This is a genomic window from Exiguobacterium sp. s127, assembly GCF_018618695.1.
GTDB lineage: Bacteria > Bacillota > Bacilli > Exiguobacteriales > Exiguobacteriaceae > Exiguobacterium_A > Exiguobacterium_A oxidotolerans.
In genome coordinates this window covers 266641-286597 of sequence record NZ_JACSMO010000003.1, presented here as the reverse complement: position 1 = coordinate 286597, position 19957 = coordinate 266641, and the positions used below count along the sequence as shown (strand labels likewise).

The window sequence follows — 19957 nt, the reverse complement described above, 5'->3', positions numbered from 1 at the left end:
TTCTTCTTCGAATCTTTTTTGTCTCTCCTGATACAATCTTGTTAAGTCCGATTTAGTTTACGATTTTGTCCAGCGTACATTTTCAAGAACTCCGGTAAGACCTTCACCTCGACAGGCGAGTTCAGCGCCTTCTCACCATCCGTATCGATGACTTTCGGAGAATCCGTTTTTAAGGTAAAACCACTCGTTAAGATGTGCGTGAAAGATGGGTCGTTTGCCAGTCCGATTTTTTGAAGGATCACGTCACGGATTGTCGCTAAGTTGACTTCATCGACAATCACTAAATCCAGTTTCCCATCATTGTATGCACCGTTCGATAGATTCGTTTCAATTCCCCCAAGCGACTCGCCATTCGCTGCTAAAATCAAAACGGCTTCTCCTGTCATTTTTTGCCCTTCATTTAATTCAAGTTCGTAGGCAAACGGTTTTGCATCCAAGCTTGAGCGGATGGTTGACAGATAATACCCCATTTTCCCAAGTCGGACTTTTTCTTCTGTATCAATGCCAATTGATGCTTCAGCAATTAATCCGAGACCCAAAAAGTTAAGGAAGTACGTATCGTTGACTTGTCCAAGATCGACTTCGACGATTTGTTGGGTCGCAATCATCTCTGCAGCAAGACGCGGCACCATCGGTAAACCGAGTGTCCGTGCAAAATCGTTACACGTTCCCCCTGGCACGATGCCAAGAATCGGACGCGTCTCCAGTTTAGCTAATCCATTAATGACTTCAAATACGGTTCCATCTCCACCGAGGACGACAAGGGCATCGAAGTCTCCCGCTTCTTCTGCAAACTCCTGTGCATCTCCTGCCCGACTCGTTTGCTTAATGACGATTTCATTGAATTGTTCCGCAAGTGGACTAATAACATCTTCTAGAAGACCACTCCGGTTCGTCCCGGCGGAAGGGTTACTAATCATCAATAGTTTCATTGAATGATTCCTTCTTTCTTCAAATAATTATTTGCCACTTCGTTGGCAGTTTTACCACCATAGGCGACTTCTTCATTCATTTTAGACATTTCTTCATCCGTGATTTTTCCATCTAATTTCTTTAATGCTTGCCCGACTTCCGGGTACTCATCAAGCGTCTCTTGGCGCAACAGAGGTGCCCCTTCATACGGAGGGAACAGTTGTTGATCGTCTTTCAAGACGACCATGTCATATTTCGCGATTTCCGGATCGGTCGAATAGGCATCGATGACTTCGATGTCTCCTGATTCGATTGCCTTGTATCGTAATTTCGGTTCCATCGTCACGACTTCTTTAAAATTGACACCATATTTTTCTTGAATCCCTTTGTAACCATCTTGACGATCTTTAAACTCTAACGTGAAGCCTGCCGTTAATTGACTCGCAACCCGCTTGATGTCGGAAATCGTTTTTAAGTCATACCGTTCCGCGATTTTTTTCGGAACTGCGATGGCGTAGGTGTTATTGTAGTCCATCGGCGGTAAAAGCGCGAGGTCCTGTTTGACCAATCCATCTCGTGCTTGCTCGTAAACCGCTTGTGCATCATTTGAGACCGGTTTTTCATTCGTTAAGCTAGCAAGGACCGTCCCTGTGAATTCCGGGTACAGATCGATATCACCCGATTGCAAGGCTTTATAGACGAACGTCGTCTTTCCGAAGTTCGGTTTGACTTGGACGTTTAAGTCCGTTTCATCCTCGATGACGATTTTATACATGTTCATTAAGATTTCTGGTTCGACCCCTAATTTCCCGGCGACGACCAAGTCAGGTTGTTCCGTCCGTCCGAGTGCGAACGGCGTGATAATCAGTGTCGCAATCAAGGCCAGGGCGACGACCATCCGGCTCGTTTGCCGTTTTTTTGTGGCGACTTCCGTCTGACGTAATAAAAAATCGAACAATAACGCGAGTAAGGCTGCCGGGATAGCTCCTAATAATAAGAGATTGTTATCATTTCGGTCGATTCCGAGCAAGATGATCGATCCGAGTCCCCCTGCCCCAATCAAAGCAGCAATCGTCGCCGTCCCGATGATAAGAACCATCGCTGTCCGAACACCAGCCATCATGACCGGTAAAGCGAGCGGTAACTCAACCTTCAACAAACTTTGCGTCGGTGTCATTCCGCAGGCACGGGCCGCTTCTTTAATTGAAGGGTCGACTTCTGCTAATCCCGTAAACGTGTTACGGACGATTGGTAAAAGAGCATATAGAACAAGTGCAATGACAGACGGGAGTGTGCCGATTCCAACAAGCGGAATCATCAGTCCGAGTAGTGCGAGAGAAGGAATCGTTTGGATGACGGATGTCACACCAATCGACCATTCACTAATTTTTTTATTTCGTGATAAGTAAACGCCTAAAGGAATGGCAATCAAACATGCGATTAATAACGAAATGACCGAAAGTTGAATATGTTCGATTAATGCCTGCAGTAACTCTTCTTTTCGATTTTGAAACGTTTCGACTAAACCGTTCATCATATCGTCCCCCTGACTTGTCCCATGAACTCTTTGATGAAGGGATCGTCACTCGCTAAGACTTCCTCTTTTGTTCCGATAAATACGATTTCGCCCTCGTTCATCAAGCAGATGCGACTGCCGAGCTTCAACGCTTCATTCATGTCATGGGTGACGAACAAAATCGTTTTACCGAGTTCACCGTTCAATCGAATCAAGTCATTTTGAAGTTGGTCTCGAGAAATCGGATCAAGGGCTGAAAATGGTTCATCCATCAGAATGACATCTTGCTCTGCAGCGAGCGCACGCATGACGCCGACGCGTTGTTGTTGTCCACCCGATAGTTCACTTGGATATTTCTTTTTTAAATTTTCATTAAGACCCGTCAACTCGAATAATGTGTCGACGCGCTTCGCAACTTTTTTCTTGTCCCACTTTAACAACTGCGGAACGACAGCGACATTTTCTTCAATCGTCATATGGGGAAAAAGTGCAATTTGTTGCAGAACATAGCCGATTTTCCGGCGAAGTTCATGTTCATCAATCGACATGATCGGCTCTCCATTAATCCATATCTGACCTGCTGTATGATCAATCAATCGGTTGACCATCTTCATCGTCGTCGTCTTTCCACAACCAGATGGACCAATCAAACAAAAGATTTCGCCTTCTTCCACTGTAAAATTCAAATTTTGGACCGCTTTTGTTCCGTCGGCATAAGTTTTTCCGACTTCTTTAAATTCAATCACAGATGATCCCTCCGTTTCCTATTTGTTTTATTATCTTTGTAAAATTCCCCTTAATCAGTGTTTCCAAAACCTGATTTTTTAGCAGTTTCATTAAAAAAGAGCCATCTCGACCGAAACGTTCGGTCGAGATGACTCTTTTAGTCTTATTCGTAAATCGTAACTTGGACCGAACGTCGGCCCCAGTTGATTGCTTCTTGTTCCGTTTCCATCATTAAATCCATGATTTTCCCATGGATGACGCCTCCCGTATCGAGAGCAATCGCATCTCCAAATCCTTCAACATGCACTTTCGTACCGAGGGGGATGACGTTTGGATCAACCGCAACAATCCGTCGGCCTTCAAAATGAATCGTATGTGTAACATCATAGCCTGAAGCCGTTAAAACTTTTCCATCATATGAACCATTCAGCGCTGCATCATTCGTATAAGCCGTCGTTTCAAATGTCTCTTGGCGCCCACCAGTTTCATTTTTGGCAGCTACTTTTTTTGGTTCGACAGTCGATGCCGCTTCTTTTTGATTTTCCTGTTGTTTACGTTTCGCTTCGTCTTGTGCTTGTTGTTTTTTCTGTGCTTCTGCCTTTTCTAATGTTTCCTTTTTTTGCTTTGCTTCCTGCTCGGCTTTCGCCTGGCGTTCACGTTCTTGTTGCGCTGCCTGTTCTGCAGCACGTTGTTTCGCCTGTTCTTCAGCTCGTTTTGCTGCTTGCTTCTCTTTTTCCAATCGAATAGCCTCTCGTTTCATCTGGAGCGGATTTTGGACGATTTTCTTTTCCGTCCCGATTCCAATTTGTGCGGCTTCCGTATGCATATGTGGTAAAAGAATAAGTCCTGTAAAAGTAAAAATGATTGTAAGTACGATCTGTTTTAGTTTCATCTTTCAAAACAACCTTTCCGGCCTTTAACGGCTCGAACACCTTACCATGATGAATTTGCGGATGAAAACCCTAAAAGGTCATTTGAAATATATCTGTCAAAAAGTAACGAAATGGTTACACGCTTTCAAAATATGCTCTTATCGTTGATATCAAGCCATTTCTATGATTGTTACCGTTCTGTCATCTTTTTATTCTTGTAACGTCTTTGTAATGATTACGATTGTTCATGAAATTCTGTTAATTTATTCTTAAAATTGAGGTCATCCAATCGATTCAGCGATCAAATGACTGATTTGTTTATAACTTTTCATCCACGCTTTGAATATTTATTCAAAATCAGACGATTCATCTCCCACTTCTAAACGTTCAGGGTGAACTCCTCGTGTAAATAGGAGATGAATCGTCTTCGGGCAAGATAAACGGTCCACCGTCGGGACGACGGGGTTAGCCTGATCAATTTTCGACCGATAGATTGAATAGCTCAGGAAGCCTCCACCTCTAAGCGAAGTGGAGGTGGTTCAATCAAACAAAAAACCCGACAATATGTTGTCGGGTCCCGTGTTATTTTGTTTTACGTTCTAACAATTCAATCTCTGATTTGAGGAGAACTTGTTTTTCAAATTCGAATCCAAGTGATTCAAAGTTTTTTGTATGCGAGAGATCACCGACAACCGTATTTGTTAATACAGCCGTAACTTCCGCGACCCATCCTTCTTTCGTTTTGACCATATCGCCCACGATATAATCAAATAACTCTTCTGTTTCTTCCATCTCAATCATCTCCTGACACGTTCAGATAGTACTAATCATATAAAAGAACTCACAAAAAAGCTAGTATCGTGAAATCATACTCAACACTTGGCGAAGAATCTTTGCCGTCAATCCCCAAATCAAGTAGTCCTCATGCTCATAAAAATGTTCGACGACTTTGTACGTCCGATCAAGATAAGCTTCCCGATTCGCCATCCGACTTGTCGGAACCGCTTTCCCCGGGCGAATTCGCCATTCCATCTCTCCTTCAATCGGACGCGCGTTCAACAGTGCGTTTAACGGGACATAAAAAATATGATCGACTTCATCCGGAGAGGGATCAATTTGATTCGCTTGTATGATTCCGACGTATGGATAGATGATGGAGCGGTTCGGTGTCACGAGCGGTTCTAACGTCCCGATGACTTCAATTTCTTCCACTGTCACATTGAGTTCTTCTCGCGTTTCCCGGATTGCCGCTTCTTTCGGTTGTTCTCCGACATCGATTCGTCCACCCGGAAAAGAAATCTCTCCGGGTTGCGAACGTAACGTTTTTGCCCGCACTTGAAAGAGGAGGCAGATTTCCCCGTCGCGTTCGACTAACGGGACAAGAACTGCTGCTGCTTGCCGCGGAAGGCTGTCCCTTGTCGATTTGAATACATCTTTGATTTGATCGAATACGGGATTATTCATCGTCCTTCCTGCGAAACTCTCTGATACGCTTCCTCTAAGTGACGCATCCGAACAATCAAATCGGCGTTCTTCGCGATTCGGTCTGCAAGAATCGAGCCCGAAACGACTTTATAATACGCATTCAATGCTTGTGTCTTTGTCATATATGCCTCATTTTGTCGAATATACTCTTTGAAATTCGCTACTAAACGGTCTGCTGTAAATAACTGTTCGTTCAACCGACTCATCCTCTCTTGCGGTTAGCCGCTAGGTGTATAGTTTAATGGTAGCTACTTTTGGCTAAGAAGTAAAATAAGGGGGGCTTATTCGTGAAGAAAAACATAGATGTATTGATTATCGGGGCCGGACCGACCGGATTGACACTTGCACTCGCGCTCTCACGGTATGGCTTAACATTCCGGATCATCGAGCGAGCGAGCGGACCATCTGTCGTCTCAAAGGCAATCGGTATTCAAGCACGCTCACTTGAATTGTTTGCCCGTCTCGGTGTTGCCGAGGAACTGATGGCAGAAGCGATTAAGATTAATCAAGGAAATCTCTATGTGAATGGAGCTTGGCAAGCAAAACTTGATTTTACGGATTTGAATACACCTTTCCCATTTGTAACACTCTTACCTCAAAGTGAAACGGAACGGATTCTTGAACAACGCCTACTTGATTACGGACATCGTGTCGAACGGGATACCGAGTTGACCGGCTTCGCTCAATTTCCAACATTCGTCACGGCATCGATTCGAAAAAACAATGTCGTCGAGACAGTCGATGCCTCGTTCGTAGTCGGCGCAGACGGTGCGAACAGCTTCGTCCGGCGTGAACTAGGACTTCCCTTCAGTGGCAAGTCGTTCAAGGAATCTTGGGCGCTTGCTGATATTGAAGTCGACTGGCCGCTTTCGTCAGAAGAAGTCCATATTTTCTTTTCCGATCATGGAGTAATCGAGTCGTTCCCATTACAATCAAACTTATTTCGAATTACGGGCAATTTAACGGACGGTGTCGTACCGACAGATCATGCGGCGATTGAAGACTTTCTTAAAAATCGGGCGAAAGTACCCTTTAAACTTAAAAAAGTCCATTGGTATTCCATGTTCCGTGTCCACAATCGAATCATCGAAAAGTTTGGTCACCACCGGATTTACTTAATCGGTGATGCAGCGCATATTAACTCGCCTGTCGGCGGACAAGGGATGAATACGGGAATCGCAGACGCGATGAATCTAGCCTGGAAGCTTTGGTGTGTTCATGAGTTTAAAGCAAGTTTCCCGTTGCTCGACTCTTATAGTACGGAACGGCGGGAAGCGGCACGTGGAATTTTACGTTCGACGAACCTTGCGACTGAATTGTTGCAAATCAATGTGCCATTTTTACTACCTCTGCAAGAAAAAGTCATTCGGAACAGTTTAAAAATCACACCGCTTCATCATTACGTGACGAACCGGATTGCTCAATTGAATAGTAACTATCATCCATCCGATACGTTTGTCACGCAAGGGAGATTTGGCTTACTTGCACCGAAACCGGGTGAACCGATGCCGTACAGCGAAGTTGTAAATCCGCGGACGAAAAAAAATGAGTTACTGCTACGTCGCGCTGATCGAAATTTCTTATTGCTGCTCTTTTTACCGCGTCAGTCCGATGAATCAGAACTGACCCCTTATAAAGAACTCGCCTACTCCTATCCGGACCTGTTTGAGACCGTCTCGATTCATCAAGAGCTAAAAGAAGACGGGGTCGTCGACCAGGGGGGAGAACTCGCACGGAAGTTCGGGATTAAGCAATGTGGTCTGTATTTGATTCGTCCAGACGGCTACATCGCTTATCGTCAGCAAGGCTTGAAGATTAAACCTTTCTCTCGCTACCTTGAACGTTTACTTTATGCCCGGTAAGCACGTATGATAGGTATGAGGTGATAAGATCCATGGAGTTTATGAATATACGATACTTTTTGATCATCGTTCTAGTTGTTCTGTTCATCATCATCGTCGCCCGTCGCACAAAAGAGTCTTTGCGTTGGGTCCTCGTCGGTGAAGAATTTGGAGAAAAAGGCGAACAGCTTCATCGAGATTACGAGCTACTAGCGGATGCCGGTTTTGAAGTCCGGCTCGAACGAGGTGTTAAAACCTCTATCTTTTTCCGAAGGTTCAGTAAAGATTTAGCCGATCGTGTTGCAATTTATGCACTTAAAGAAGATATCGACCGTGTCGAACGTTTTCTCACTCAACCTAAAAAAAGACGTTAAAAAATAAGCAGCCTCTCCGTAAGTTGAGAGGTTGCTTATTTTTGATGGTTTGCCAGTATAAAAGCAACCTGTTTACGATCTTTCTCCGTGACAGGAGTTCCTTGTCGTCTTGCGATCCATGGCTTGATGGCGGCAAAGGACTGGCCAATCGGAAACTTAACCCGCGTCATACGCAACTTTGGCGCTTGTTTGAATACTATCATCGTGTGAACAGGAATCGACACGCCTTCCGCCTTTAAAAGTGATCTGACATGTTTCGTGAGGCGTTGTGCCTCTATTACTGGGTGCCGTTGTTCAACCCGTTGAACACGTTGCTCGTCTTCGACGTGATAGGTTTGATCACTTAGCAATACAGCAGCCTCTTGATTGACAAGGACTAAAAACAATCCTTTTGGCCCGATTAAGGCAAATTCAATCTTCATGCGGCGGTCGAGCTCGACGTTTTCAAATAACATCCAATCGTACCGACAAATATGTCGCACTTGATCACAGACGAGTTCTAAGTCGTTCACCTTACTTGGAACTGAACGTTTAAAGGAAAAGAAACGCCGGTCTTCTAGAGGTGTCATTTTTTTTGCCATCACCTGTAACATATTGTCTCCCCTTACGTCTATGTATTATTAGTTAGTTTACCATCCTTTTGCACAAGCGGTGTGCGCTTTCAAAATCAGGGGAATTTCGTAACAAAAAAAGACATCCACTTCTTTTTAAGTAGATGTCTTGACGTTTATTGATTTTCTTGGTGAGGACGTCCAAAAACAGCTTTTTCAAGATTTGAAATCCGGCGTAGCATGTCATAATTCGATGGATTAGACACTGGGGCTTCCGCCTCAACGATTCGCTCTTCGGGTTTCGGCGCCGTCGCTTTTGCTGCTTCTAGTTCTTTCTTCAAACGCTCGATTTCGCGCTCGAATCCTTCGTAATCTTTGATGACTTGATCCAAATATCCATCCACTTCTTCAATCACGTAACCGCGTAGGCCCGTCTTAAATTCTTTTTTGTAAATATCATCTGCTGTCAATAAGGGTTTATACATCGTCTTCACTCCCACTGATCATTATAGTTCAGTTCCTGTTCCATCATCGATAAATCATCTTGTGTGATTAAGAACAGTTGATAATCGGTCCGTTCCATCTCTATTCTAGCACGCTCGACGAGATACTTCGCTGAGCCACCGTGTTCTTCATCAAAAACGGATAACAGACCTTGGCTTTTTTCAATCATGAATTCCGTTTTGTTACGAAGCTGACTCGGATTCTCATAAGGCTTTTGGCTGATTGCATCGACGAAGTCCGCCTGGTTCAGTACCGCTAAATACTGAGCTTGTACAGGTTCCTTCCATTTAGCCTCTTGCTCTAAAAAGGGCAATAAAATCCCGAGACGAATGTCCGGATAGTCTGCTTTTAGTTCTAAGATGACTTCACAGGCCCACAGTTCACAGCCTGGAGTCGCGCTTGTTACGAACCATGTCGTCCCCATGTCTTCAATGAGTCGAATCAAGCGTTCGCGGTACGCCGCTTTGATAACCGGAATACCAGGATGTTTTTGATCAAAAATTCCTAGTTCAGTTGGCTTATAACCCGTGATGGCAACGACTTTCATTCTTGACACTTCCTTTGTAACCGATTGCTCCGATGTGTAAGTTCAGCGGTCAAACGTTCCCGCCGTGTTGTTAGTAACACCTGTCCTTCTAACAGTTGTTTTGCTTGCTCAGTATAATCATAAGCAAGCTGTGGCTCTTTTGCAATGTGCTCCGCCCATTTCGCCAACTCGATGTATCCGCGGAATGTCTCACTCTTTTCAAAGCAGTTGACTGCTTCCTGATGCCGTTTCATTTTTTTGTGCAGAAGTCCTTGCCGTAACCAACCTTCTGCCGATAGATCGTTTGCCTGATGAAAATGCTCGACCGATTGCTCATTGATGCCTAAATCGGCTAACCAGACGGCAATGTTTTCCCCAATTCGAGGTGATACCTCTTTTCGATGGGTCACGAGATGATTGCATTCATCGTACAGACTGACAAGTGTCAGACAGTCATGCAGGTGATGTTCAAGGACGCCATCCATGATGGACGGATTTTGATGTTCGACGTATTGAAAGTAATGCATCGGGGCTAAAAATCCTGGCAAATCACCCGCTCGTTCAAATCCGATTTGCTCTTCCATCGCTGTCAGACGGTACGAATCGGATAACCCTTTAAAAATCCGCCGACAGACATGGAGTAAATCCAGGTGACCGACTTTCGGCAGACGCGGTACACGTTCACGGACGAAGACATGTCGCGTCTTGATTTGCGGCCAATCAAAGCTTTTTCCGTTATAGGTGACGAATCGGACGTCTTCTCCGATATCAGTCAAAAAGTGATGATAAAAAGCTGCTTCATAGTGCGGATGCGGCAGGAAGTATTGCCGCATCAATAGCTCGCCTTGTTCAAAACGGGCGAACCCCATCAAAAAAATCGTTGTCCCCGTTCCACGTAAACCGGTCGTTTCCGTATCGAAAAAGATGATCTGTTCGAGCGGGACATCGAGCGCGAGTGGTGGATGCGGTAGTTGGAGTGATTCGTACCCGGCACCAAACGTCCGGTGTCCATGGCTTTCTGTCAGTGGATAGCGCTGATCGATTCGAACGATCCACTCATCTTCGAACGTTAAAATTTCCGCCCCCTTCTCCACCCAGGCGGCTTGTTCGTTCGCAATCTTCGGATCGACGGCGTGCGTCGAAGTCTTTTCTATCGTTTGCCGTTGTCCACTCTCCTGATTCGTCGGTTTTAACATTCGTCTTAATTTATTTTTCATGTTAACTCCCTTTCCATCTCAGTCAACATCTGAATCGTCCGCTCCTTTTCGTCTGCGAGACCGACCATGCCGATACAGGCCGGGCAACCGTCAAGGCAGGGACATGTCTCAATCGAGTCGCGTGCTGCCCGTAACATGATGCTCCGTTGTTTATAGATTGAAGAAGCTAAGCCGACCCCTCCAGGATACCGGTCATACAAATAGATGGTCGGTTTCTGCGTGTGTGTCGCCTTGACTTGCGGCACGACGAAAACATCACTCGCGTCACACATTAAATAAAGAGGTGCCACACGCCGTAGGCTGTTCGCGACCCCTTCCAGTACTTGTTCGAGCTCCGTACTGGAAGCAGATGTAGCAGGCAACGTAAACCAGACGCCTGTCGTATGGATTTCCCGTTCAGGTAAATGAATCGGACCAGACCCGATGTTTTCGTGGGTACCGAACTTAATTTTTTTGAACATCGTCGCCATCCCACGAACACTGACATCACCACGGGCCACACTAAACAGATCATTCGAATAGCTTTCATCTTCTTCAAGGACAGACAAATCGACTGAAAAATTAGCATCGGTATAATAATCGACATCAACGGCACGGACGAACGCTTTTTTCTCCTCAAAATCGAGTGTCTCGACTTGATATTGATCCGCCCCATGCAAGTAAATCGCTTCATCGTGAAGTAACGTCATTGCACTAAATGTATCCATCTCACCGATGACCCGATTCGGGACTTCCGTCTGATCGACGATGACGACGTTTTCTTGATCACTTGAGCGTAACGAGATCTCATGTGCCGGAAACGCATCATTCATCCAATAGAAACGCTCTCCCCGCTGATGCAGGACACGTTCTTCAACTAAATACTCGAGAATATCTTCCGTCTCGAGTGTGCCGAATCTTTCACTTTGCCGAAACGGAAGTTCGAATGCGGCACATTTTATATGGTCGACGGCGATGATTAAATTATCGGGATCGAGTCGTGCCGCCTCTGGTGATTGATTTAAAAATAACTCCGGTCGTTCTGCCACGTATTGATCGAGCATCCCGGACGAGGCGACGAGGATGATTAAAGCATCATCTTGCCGTCTTCCGGCACGCCCGGCCTGTTGCCAAAGCGAAGCAATCGTTCCCGGATAACCATTCATGATACAGACTTGCAATTGACCGATATCGACGCCCAGTTCTAACGCATTCGTCGAGACGATGCCGGTGATTTCACCTTTTCTTAGACGCCGTTCGATATCACGTCGCTCCGTCGGTAAATAACCACCACGGTATCCTTCAATCGATTTCGGACCGAGTTCATGGCGAATCAAACTGCGTAGATACGTCAGCAACACCTCGACGCGGACACGTGAACGGGCAAAGACGATCGTCTGAAACTTCTTTTTGATGAATCGGGATGCCAGTTGTTTGGTTTCGAGTGTCGCCGAACGTCGAATTCCGAGTTGGGCATTGACGATTGGTGGTTGATAGACGATGAAATGTTTTCGCCCGGTCGGAGCACCGTTGTCATCGATCAGACTGACCTGCTTCTCAATCAGCCGTTCCGCCAGTTCTTGTGGGTTGGCAATCGTCGCGCTCGTCATGATGAAGACAGGGTCACTCCCGTAATAGTGACAAATCCGGCGTAACCGTCGGATGACATTCGCGACGTGACTCCCGAAGACGCCACGGTACGTATGCAACTCATCGATGACGATATACTTCAGGTTTTCGAACAGTTCAATCCACTTCGTATGATGCGGCAAAATGCCCGAGTGAAGCATATCTGGATTTGTAATGACGATGTTCCCCGCTTTGCGGACTTTCGTCCGAATCGTCGGTGACGTATCTCCGTCATACGTAAAACAACGAATCGGTGCTTCGAGCTCATCAATCAACTCGAGCAGTTCACTGTTTTGATCTTGTGCGAGAGCTTTCGTCGGATAGAGATACAGTGCCCGGTCGTTCGGATGCTCCAGTAGATGCGAGAGAATCGGTAAATTAAAGCAATATGTTTTCCCGGAAGCCGTCGGCGTGACGATGACCGTCGATTTCCCTGCCATGACTTGATCAAATGCTAATGCTTGATGCCGGTATAAGGCATCGATGCCACGTGCTTTGATAGCTTGTTGTAATCGTTTTGGCATCTGTTCCGGAAAAGGTGAGTACCGTCCTGCTGTAGCTTCCATCGTCTTCATATATGTGACGCGCTCCATAAAGGCGCGATCAGCTTTTAATTCCTCTAAATAAGTAACGAGTGATTGTCTCGGTTCCATCGACTCACTTCCTTCCTTCTTCACTCATTATACAAAAAAAAAGAGGTAAGACTGTAGCGACAGGTTCGCCACTTCAGTCTTGACCTTCAATTCATTCCTCTGTTTCTTATTCCGTGCTTTGGGAATCCTCTTTTTTGTCCGTCTTTTCTTTATCGGATTGTTTTTTCTTATCATTTTCTTTTGCTTTTTCATCCGTTGATTGTGTAGAGACTGACTCATCCGTTGCCGGTTCGTCCGTTGCCGGTTCATCCGTCGCTGGTTCGTCCGTTGTCGGTTCATCGGTCGTCGGTTCGTCCGTTGCCGGTTCATCGGTCGTCGGTTCGTCTGTCGTCGGTTCATCCGTTGCCGGTTCATCTGTTGCCGGTTCATCTGTTGCCGGTTCATCGGTCGTCGGTTCATCCGTCACTGGTTCCTCAGTCTCTGGTTCAGCGACTGTGACTGACGTCGCAACAGGACCTGACTCTTCTCCTGATGCTTTCGCGACGAGTGTGAACTCTGTTCGTCCTGGTTTTAGACTGTTGATACCAATTCGATTCGTCGAACTCGTCCCAAGAACCGATGTATTGCCATCCGGATCTTTCATCGATACTTCAAATGTTACGCTATCGTATCCGTTCGTCCGCAACGCTGAATCGTTGTAATTCCAAGTCAGCTCACCTGACTGCGCTTCTTCATCGTAAGAAGCTTGCAATCCAGTCGGAGCTGGTACGGCCTTTTTTTCGACGACCGGCTCCTTCGTTCCTTTCACATACAGTTCGTCACCGATACTGAGGACCGAGCTTGGTTGTTCGAACGGCGCTGGTGTCCGGTCACGTGTTTTGGTCACAAAATCTTTCCATAGGTTTTGTGCCATTCTACTCTCGGTTTGCCCTTCGAGGCCGATCCCGTTATTATTTCCAGATGTCGTCGTTCCTGTCCAAACACTAATGGAGACATCAGAAGTATAACCAACGAACCAAACATCCTTATAGGCATTCGTCGTTCCGGTTTTTCCTGCTGCATCAAATGAAAGTCCAGCCGTCGGGAACGTACCGCCCGGCTTCAGGACGTCACGAAGCATGTCCGTCAACATATAGGCTGTATAGTCTTCCATCGCTTTTTTCGATTTGATTGGTGATTTGATTTTTGATCCATCACTGTACTCAATTGACTTGATGATGTGTGGCTCCACATAATCGCCACCGTTTCCGAGTGTCGCATAAGCGCCCGCCATCTCAGTCGTGTTGAATCCGTGTTTCATCCCACCGATTGCGTACGCTGGAGAAATTGATTCATCTTTTTCTAATGCCAAACCAGATTTAGCAGCAAACGATTCGACCGCATCGCCACCAATCTCTTGGAACGTTTGGATTGCCGGCGTATTGGCTGAAATCTTCAACCAGTTTCGAATCGTGTTTGTTCCTTTGTAACCGTCGTAATAGTTTTGAATCGTCTTGCCGTTAATCTTCGTTTCTTGGTCCGTGATTTGTTTTGCTGTCGACCATTTTTCATTTTCAATCGCTGGACCATACGCGAAGAAGGGTTTCGCAGAAGAACCCGGTTGGTGCGGTTCATTCGCGTAGTTACGGCGTGCCGTGTCTTCCCCTGGATTTTTTCCATCGACGACGGCTAAGACTTCACCCGTTTTTGTGTTGACGGCAGAGGCCGCAGCTTCGGCATAATCTGGTAATTGTACGACTTTGTCTTCTTTAATGGCTTCATTCATATAATCATGCATCGGTTTATCAATCGATGTATAAATTTTGAGTCCTTGGCCATAGATGTCTTTTCCTTCAAGACCAAAGACATCTTCTAATTCTTTTGAGACCATATCAAAGATGACGCTATCGTACGAAGCATCTGTCGTCGATTTTGGAGCGGGATCAATCAATTTAGAAATCGGTTGATCGACTCCTTGGTCACGTTGTTTTTGCGTGATGACGCCTGTCGTCAACATCGCATCTAATACTTGTGTTTGACGCCCCTTCGTTAACTTCGGATCCCCTTTAATCGGGTCATATGCTGTCGGACGCTGTGGCAATCCGGCAAGCATCGCTGCTTCTGCATAATCTAATTTATCGACTGTCTTATTGAAATAGGCTTTTGAAGCCGTCTGAATTCCGAACGAATTCTGACCATAGTAGTTTTTATTCAAGTACATTTCTAAAATTTGATCTTTCGTGTAGTCTTGTTCTAGACGAATCGCTAACCACTGTTCTTGTACTTTCCGTGTGATTGTTTTTTCAGAACTTAAAAACGATTGTTTGATGACCTGTTGCGTGATTGTTGATGCCCCTTCCGAGCCGAATCCATCGGTGATGTTCGCGATGATCGCTCCACCGAGACGACGGAAGTCAATCCCTTTGTGTTGGTAAAAACGTCGATCTTCAATCGCGATGAAGGCGTCTTTGACGACTTCAGGAACTTCTTTAATCGAGACGTACTCGCGACTCGTTCCACCCTGTTTGATTTCCTCTTTGTTGCTCGCATAAATTTTCAGCGGGAGCGCATCCCGTAGTTTCGTCTCATCGAGTTCCGGAGCAGTGGCAATCGCATACGCAGCAAACCCACCTCCGACAAGCATCATGATGATGAATAAGCCGGTTGCAATCATTAATAGCTTTTTAAAAAGTGGACCTTTTCCAGATCCACCTGAACCACCGGACTTCTTTTTTTTCGGACGTTTCGTCCGATTCGATTGTTTAGTTGACGTCTTCGTTTCTTCACGACGTGCGACACGACTTCTTTCCATATGCTATCCTTCTCCTTCAATCCGTAAGTTTCTCAAGTGAAATATAATTCGTCTACTGCTTCGAGATAATCGATCGCAGGGAACGCACCTGTCTTGATTTTTATACCATGTTGTTCGATTTGGTCGAGCGGAATTGATTTACGACCCGTTTCTAATTGCTCCCACCAAGGGAACACGTGCTCGACTGAAAGCACATATTGCACATTATACATACTGAACCGAATGATGACAAAACAAATTCCTCCATGTGCTACGCATTGTCGCATGTGTTCGATTTGGTGGGGGTGGAAGTTCTTGAGTGGAAAAGAGGTTTTATGATTCGTTTCCTTCGCTTCAAAATCAATATATTTCCCCCGATAGACACCATTATAATCGGTCGTCGACGGTTGTTTGAAATAGGCTTCTTTCACGACAGCCGCAGAACGTTTCGGGTAATCGACTTGAACGATTTGAAGGGGGGTTGGCTTCTTGTGAATAATTGCCCGATTATGCGTCAAGTAAAACGTATTGCTTTCATTAATCAATTTTTCAAGCTTCATCCCCCGATTAGAAAACGTCGATGCTTGTGAGCGTGCTTTTTTTATCGTCGTTCCATGAGGTTCGAGAGGCTTTTGAAATTTTTTACCGTTCGGATAATTCAAAACGATTCCCCTCCTATCGCGTTTATTGTACCATGATATGTGATTGTATCGTATCGGCCGAGAGGAGTAGTTAAAAACAAATGACAATTGAACCGTTACTTCAAGAAATCGAAAAAATTTATCAAGCAGGTCGCGCCGGAACAGAATATGACTTCAACGAGGATGTCATTCCGTTCGTCGAACAAGCAGATGTGCTCATCGCCGATTGGCAACATAATGCGCAGAACAGCCCTTATTTACGCCCGGCGATGGTCGAGAGTGCCGTCGATCAACTGAAACAACTATCAGTCCAGGCGTTCCAACCAAAAACAAGTTTAAAACGTTTCAATGAAACGATTAAGTCTGTTCGCTATATCGATCAACTGATGCAGTGATTTCTCTCACTTAAGGTTTTACTTTTTTTAGCAGGAAATCTTGGTATACTTGTCGTACACAGTATAGTGTGGGAGACAGTTACAACTGGTCCTGTAGAACCGCGCGAGGAGGAATCTGATTGGCAACACCTAAATCGAATTCGCGCCATGAATCAAAAATGATTCCTAGAGCGTCGAACAACACTGCGAAAAAATACGTCATGTTCGTCGATGAGACGGGGAAACTCCAATTGCCTACTATATAATAGGAAGTTACGCGAAACTGTTCTCAAACATGATTGATTCTGCGTCACTTTTAGAAGTATTGCTAGTGTGAAATCAGGTGTGCAATCGCACGTTTTTACTATAAGTGTGCAATGAGGTGTGCAATTAAAAATTGCACACCTCATTGTGTTTCTAAGTATTCTATAGGTGGTAAATACTCATAAATTTATATAATTGTGCAGCAGCTCGTCGTGGGAACGGGAGGCAAAAAAAAGATGAAGATTTTACTACTCGGAGAAAATCAGCTAGCGATCACTGGGGACGTTACTGAAATCAAACGCGTCGTCGATACACTCACGACCGGTAGTCAAGTTGATCTATTGCTCAAAACGTCGTGCATGAAAAAAATCAACGTCGTCCTTCCAAATAATCGAGATACCATCACGAATGAGCAAGTTACCTTTGTTTTTGACTAATAAACGGGAAAGGGGAGGTCCCCTTTCGCGAATTCCAGTCGCCACACCCACTTGACTTCGCCCGACCTCTCCCTGGATTCCCTTATGGGGAGTCTTAATCATATCATTGATTATCCATATTTACCCATTTAAAAAATGTTGTAATCTCCCAGTTTATTATTTAGTCTCAAGTATGTAGTCAACTAACAGAGGAGTGAATGTGTTGGAAGGATGGTTCAAAGATGTAATCCAAATTGGAGGAACGGTTGGCGCATTATGGGCTGCACTATCGGCAAGAAAATCCGCTAAAATAAGTAGCAAACAATTGGATAATCAAATTGAGGAAAAGAAACAAGTTGATAGACCACGATTGGTACCACTTAACCATAGAGTATCAACTGAAATTGATAGTATTTTCTCTGATTGGGAAACCGATGAAATTATGACTAAATTTCGCTTTAAGCAAAGGTACAAGATGAGTCGTTTTACCGTTCCTATTATTAACACTGGAAATACTCACGCTTTTGATGTGAGGTATTCATTTAAATTACGTGGTGGAATTGATTCTTTTCGAGATTACGATGGGGTAAATGTACGGCTTTTATTAGCTGATCCTGAATTAAGACAACTCGGCAGAGAACATTTTAATTTTATCGCCTATGAATTTCCGATTGAGAACCCGAATGCTTACGAAAAGCAAGAAGTAGAAGTCATTCCCTACATTCAATATATCCCGCTAATTCAAAACGATAAAAGCGGTGAAATGCACCTGCCAAAGTTTTTTGTAATTTTAAGCAATGTATACCTAGACGAGTATTGGAAAACGAATCCTAATATCAACAATCCTGAAGTAATTGTTACGCTCCGATACAAGGATCAATTACATGTTGAACATACAGACCGCTATTTAATGACATTAAGTACTAAACAAGTACGTACAAGTGGTCCCGAAGTTAACACTTGGGTTGATTTCGAGTATATAAAGCCACCAAAGAACGACAAAAAAGCCCACCCGTGAGGGTAGGCATGGGTTAGATGTCTTTCAGCTTGTTGTAGGCTTTCTTATCGTCGAGCGCCTTCTGCATCTTCTGTGCTTCCGGTTTGAAGTTATTGTTCTTCCACCAGGCAACGATGACACCAATCGCACCTGTGATAAAGGCGTCAATCTTTTCAGGCGTGAATAAAATCGGGCTATACCTGAGTGATAGCAACAAAGCATAGATCATGGCGTATAACGGTAGAGCTAAGCGTACGAAGGCGATTGCTTTTTGATTCATCTGAATTCCCTGTTTCGTTTGGTTTGAAGAGAATAAAAAAGACCTTTGTTATACAAAGATCTTTCGTTGAGGTTTTAAAAAACCATCTTCAAGGCGTTTGAATGTATAACCTTTGTGAGACTTTCGTTCTCCATATCATTTCAGAACATTAGTTCCCATGTAACTTTTCCGACAACTCCGTCTGCATCGAGCTTCTTGCGCTTCTGGTATGAGGTGACTTTTGACTTCGTCTGCTTGTCGTACTTACCGGTAACGGACGCCCCAACCGCACGCTGGATGCGTTCGATATCCTTTTTGACCATTCCTTTTGCCCCTTTGTAAAGCGGCTTGCCTGGATACGGTACAATCGCTTTCCCATCACCTTGTGATGGCTTAGGTTTAGCTGCAGGTTTTGATGTTGGTGCGGATCCAAGTACCTTATCCGTTCCATATCCTTTGTATTCATACTGCAGGTGTGGTGAATCGATGAATGTTTCATCCCATTGGTTTCCGTCAGAGTCCCAGTCCCCGCCCCAAGTGAATCCGAGACGTTGCGCTTCTTTGATCGCTTTCTGAATTTTTGCAGCATTATAGCCATTCCAAACTGCTTTACCATCTTTGACTGGTACAAAATCGAGAGCCTGGCCAACAATGTGGTATGAATACATTGTCTGTGATGCACCGGATGCAACATTGGCTTTTTGTTCTGCTACTGTGCGACGAGCGTCGTACACCAATACTTCAATACCGTTCTTGACGAGAAATTCGTACCACTTGAGTGCGAGTCGTTTTGTATTTGGTGCCAGTTCGTTCAAAGTTGCGCGGTTTCGTTTATCGTATAACATTATTTTGCCTCCTTTTGTTTTTCATCCAATTTCACTTCTGCAATGCTTACTTCGCTTGAGATGGGGGTAACCTGTTCTTCTTCCGCTGCAGCGTTCTCGATGATTGAATCGATTGCTCGTGGTTGTTTCTCTTCCTGAAGTTGCGTCAATACATCCACCAGTTGTTGTGGCAACGGAACGCCGAGTAGCGCAAAATTTTCAGTGACGGATAATGCTTCTCGTGCAATGTAATAATAGAGAACAAGCGTCCGCATGATTGGTAAGCCGTTATTGACCAGTTCGTCTACCAAGACCGCGATGATGACCACAATAAAAACGACGCCCTTTCGAACGCCGCCCCAAAACATTACATCAGAATTGACTTTTTTCAACTTGTAAGCAGCTAAAAAACCGCTTAAGTAGTCAACCACCATTAACACCACTAGAATTTTCAGTGCAGTATCCCATCCTCCCATCAACGCTGTAATAACTGTCCCTAATACGGCAGTAGCTCCTTCAAATAGATAATGTGTCTTCATAGGTCCACTCACTTTCTTTATAGATACTAACTCAGGTAAACAAAGTTACTTGAAACCATTTTCGTATCTTATTCATCTTTTAGAACAATTCTGCTATATGTCAAAAAAGCAACAATAGAGTTACTTTTGAGTTGTCTTAACTCTTCAA

Annotated in this window: 23 protein-coding genes; 6 read left to right on the top strand and 17 right to left on the bottom strand. The window is 44.7% G+C overall.

Annotation, left to right across the window (positions count from 1 at the left end; all coding sequences use genetic code 11):
* Positions 1 to 41 precede the first annotated feature (41 nt).
* From KNP98_RS06490 to yvfG, 7 genes are all read right to left on the bottom strand, one after another.
* The gene (locus tag KNP98_RS06490; protein WP_214804460.1) at positions 42 to 932 is read right to left on the bottom strand and encodes a diacylglycerol/lipid kinase family protein; all 891 of its coding nucleotides are present in this window, start codon (positions 930 to 932) and stop codon (positions 42 to 44) included.
* Positions 929 to 2446: an ABC transporter permease/substrate-binding protein gene (locus KNP98_RS06485; RefSeq protein WP_029330560.1), complete on the bottom strand. Its 1518-nt coding sequence runs from the start codon at positions 2444 to 2446 to the stop codon at positions 929 to 931. The genes KNP98_RS06490 and KNP98_RS06485 overlap by 4 nt, the downstream gene beginning before the upstream one ends.
* Positions 2446 to 3174, bottom strand: a complete 729-nt coding sequence (locus KNP98_RS06480; RefSeq protein ID WP_088837297.1) for an ABC transporter ATP-binding protein — start codon at positions 3172 to 3174, stop codon at positions 2446 to 2448. The genes KNP98_RS06485 and KNP98_RS06480 overlap by 1 nt, the downstream gene beginning before the upstream one ends.
* A gap of 143 nt (positions 3175 to 3317) precedes the next feature.
* Positions 3318 to 4046 carry a 3D domain-containing protein gene (locus KNP98_RS06475; RefSeq protein WP_088837298.1) on the bottom strand — a complete coding sequence of 243 codons (729 nt, stop codon included), beginning with the start codon at positions 4044 to 4046 and terminating at the stop codon, positions 3318 to 3320.
* Positions 4047 to 4608: 562 nt separating this feature from the next.
* Positions 4609 to 4818 (bottom strand): hypothetical protein, encoded by a 210-nt coding sequence (locus KNP98_RS06470; RefSeq protein WP_029330566.1) that lies wholly within the window; start codon positions 4816 to 4818, stop codon positions 4609 to 4611.
* Between the two features lie 60 nt (positions 4819 to 4878).
* Positions 4879 to 5490: an NUDIX hydrolase gene (locus KNP98_RS06465; protein ID WP_214768558.1), complete on the bottom strand. Its 612-nt coding sequence runs from the start codon at positions 5488 to 5490 to the stop codon at positions 4879 to 4881.
* The gene (gene yvfG, locus KNP98_RS06460; RefSeq protein WP_236549972.1) at positions 5487 to 5717 is read right to left on the bottom strand and encodes a protein YvfG; all 231 of its coding nucleotides are present in this window, start codon (positions 5715 to 5717) and stop codon (positions 5487 to 5489) included. The genes KNP98_RS06465 and yvfG overlap by 4 nt, the downstream gene beginning before the upstream one ends.
* Before the next feature lie 81 nt (positions 5718 to 5798).
* On the opposite strand from yvfG, the gene KNP98_RS06455 reads away from it, so the two are divergent.
* Positions 5799 to 7373, top strand: a complete 1575-nt coding sequence (locus KNP98_RS06455; RefSeq protein WP_088837300.1) for an FAD-dependent monooxygenase — start codon at positions 5799 to 5801, stop codon at positions 7371 to 7373.
* Between the two features lie 32 nt (positions 7374 to 7405).
* Entirely contained in the window at positions 7406 to 7726 is a 321-nt protein-coding gene (locus tag KNP98_RS06450; protein ID WP_088837301.1) for a hypothetical protein, read from the top strand.
* Between the two features lie 35 nt (positions 7727 to 7761).
* Here the strand turns inward: KNP98_RS06450 and KNP98_RS06445 are convergent, their stop codons facing one another.
* The 7 genes from KNP98_RS06445 to recU form a co-directional block, all read right to left on the bottom strand.
* Entirely contained in the window at positions 7762 to 8319 is a 558-nt protein-coding gene (locus KNP98_RS06445) for a nuclease-related domain-containing protein (protein ID WP_214768559.1), read from the bottom strand.
* A gap of 134 nt (positions 8320 to 8453) precedes the next feature.
* Positions 8454 to 8762: a cell division regulator GpsB gene (gene gpsB, locus KNP98_RS06440; RefSeq protein WP_088837303.1), complete on the bottom strand. Its 309-nt coding sequence runs from the start codon at positions 8760 to 8762 to the stop codon at positions 8454 to 8456.
* A 5-nt stretch (positions 8763 to 8767) separates the two neighbouring features.
* Entirely contained in the window at positions 8768 to 9328 is a 561-nt protein-coding gene (locus KNP98_RS06435; RefSeq protein WP_088837304.1) for an SLOG family protein, read from the bottom strand.
* The gene (locus tag KNP98_RS06430; protein WP_088837305.1) at positions 9325 to 10524 is read right to left on the bottom strand and encodes a ribonuclease H-like domain-containing protein; all 1200 of its coding nucleotides are present in this window, start codon (positions 10522 to 10524) and stop codon (positions 9325 to 9327) included. Before KNP98_RS06430 ends, KNP98_RS06435 begins: the two co-directional genes overlap by 4 nt.
* Entirely contained in the window at positions 10521 to 12785 is a 2265-nt protein-coding gene (locus tag KNP98_RS06425) for a DEAD/DEAH box helicase (RefSeq protein ID WP_214768560.1), read from the bottom strand. The genes KNP98_RS06430 and KNP98_RS06425 overlap by 4 nt, the downstream gene beginning before the upstream one ends.
* 106 nt (positions 12786 to 12891) lie before the next feature.
* The gene (locus KNP98_RS06420) at positions 12892 to 15516 is read right to left on the bottom strand and encodes a transglycosylase domain-containing protein (RefSeq protein WP_214810952.1); all 2625 of its coding nucleotides are present in this window, start codon (positions 15514 to 15516) and stop codon (positions 12892 to 12894) included.
* Positions 15517 to 15548: 32 nt separating this feature from the next.
* Positions 15549 to 16163, bottom strand: a complete 615-nt coding sequence (gene recU / locus KNP98_RS06415; RefSeq protein WP_204251435.1) for a Holliday junction resolvase RecU — start codon at positions 16161 to 16163, stop codon at positions 15549 to 15551.
* A 74-nt stretch (positions 16164 to 16237) separates the two neighbouring features.
* On the opposite strand from recU, the gene KNP98_RS06410 reads away from it, so the two are divergent.
* The 4 genes from KNP98_RS06410 (at position 16238) to KNP98_RS06400 (ending at position 18208) form a co-directional block, all read left to right on the top strand.
* On the top strand, positions 16238 to 16531 hold the full coding sequence (locus tag KNP98_RS06410; RefSeq protein WP_088837309.1) for a DUF1798 family protein: 294 nt from the start codon (positions 16238 to 16240) through the stop codon (positions 16529 to 16531).
* A 119-nt stretch (positions 16532 to 16650) separates the two neighbouring features.
* A complete protein-coding gene (locus tag KNP98_RS16170) occupies positions 16651 to 16776 on the top strand; it encodes a hypothetical protein (RefSeq protein ID WP_285801383.1) in 126 nt (41 codons plus the stop codon).
* A 234-nt stretch (positions 16777 to 17010) separates the two neighbouring features.
* Positions 17011 to 17211 carry a hypothetical protein gene (locus KNP98_RS06405; RefSeq protein WP_214810950.1) on the top strand — a complete coding sequence of 67 codons (201 nt, stop codon included), beginning with the start codon at positions 17011 to 17013 and terminating at the stop codon, positions 17209 to 17211.
* Positions 17212 to 17413: 202 nt separating this feature from the next.
* Positions 17414 to 18208 (top strand): hypothetical protein, encoded by a 795-nt coding sequence (locus tag KNP98_RS06400; protein ID WP_214810948.1) that lies wholly within the window; start codon positions 17414 to 17416, stop codon positions 18206 to 18208.
* Between the two features lie 13 nt (positions 18209 to 18221).
* Here the strand turns inward: KNP98_RS06400 and KNP98_RS06395 are convergent, their stop codons facing one another.
* The 3 genes from KNP98_RS06395 to KNP98_RS06385 all read right to left on the bottom strand — a co-directional run bounded on the left by KNP98_RS06395 (position 18222) and on the right by KNP98_RS06385 (position 19809).
* A complete protein-coding gene (locus tag KNP98_RS06395; RefSeq protein WP_214810946.1) occupies positions 18222 to 18467 on the bottom strand; it encodes a phage holin in 246 nt (81 codons plus the stop codon).
* A 140-nt stretch (positions 18468 to 18607) separates the two neighbouring features.
* Complete coding sequence (locus KNP98_RS06390) at positions 18608 to 19291, bottom strand: peptidoglycan-binding protein (RefSeq protein WP_251135144.1); 684 nt, start codon at positions 19289 to 19291, stop codon at positions 18608 to 18610.
* The gene (locus KNP98_RS06385) at positions 19291 to 19809 is read right to left on the bottom strand and encodes a phage holin family protein (protein WP_214810944.1); all 519 of its coding nucleotides are present in this window, start codon (positions 19807 to 19809) and stop codon (positions 19291 to 19293) included. The genes KNP98_RS06390 and KNP98_RS06385 overlap by 1 nt, the downstream gene beginning before the upstream one ends.
* Positions 19810 to 19957 lie beyond the last annotated feature (148 nt).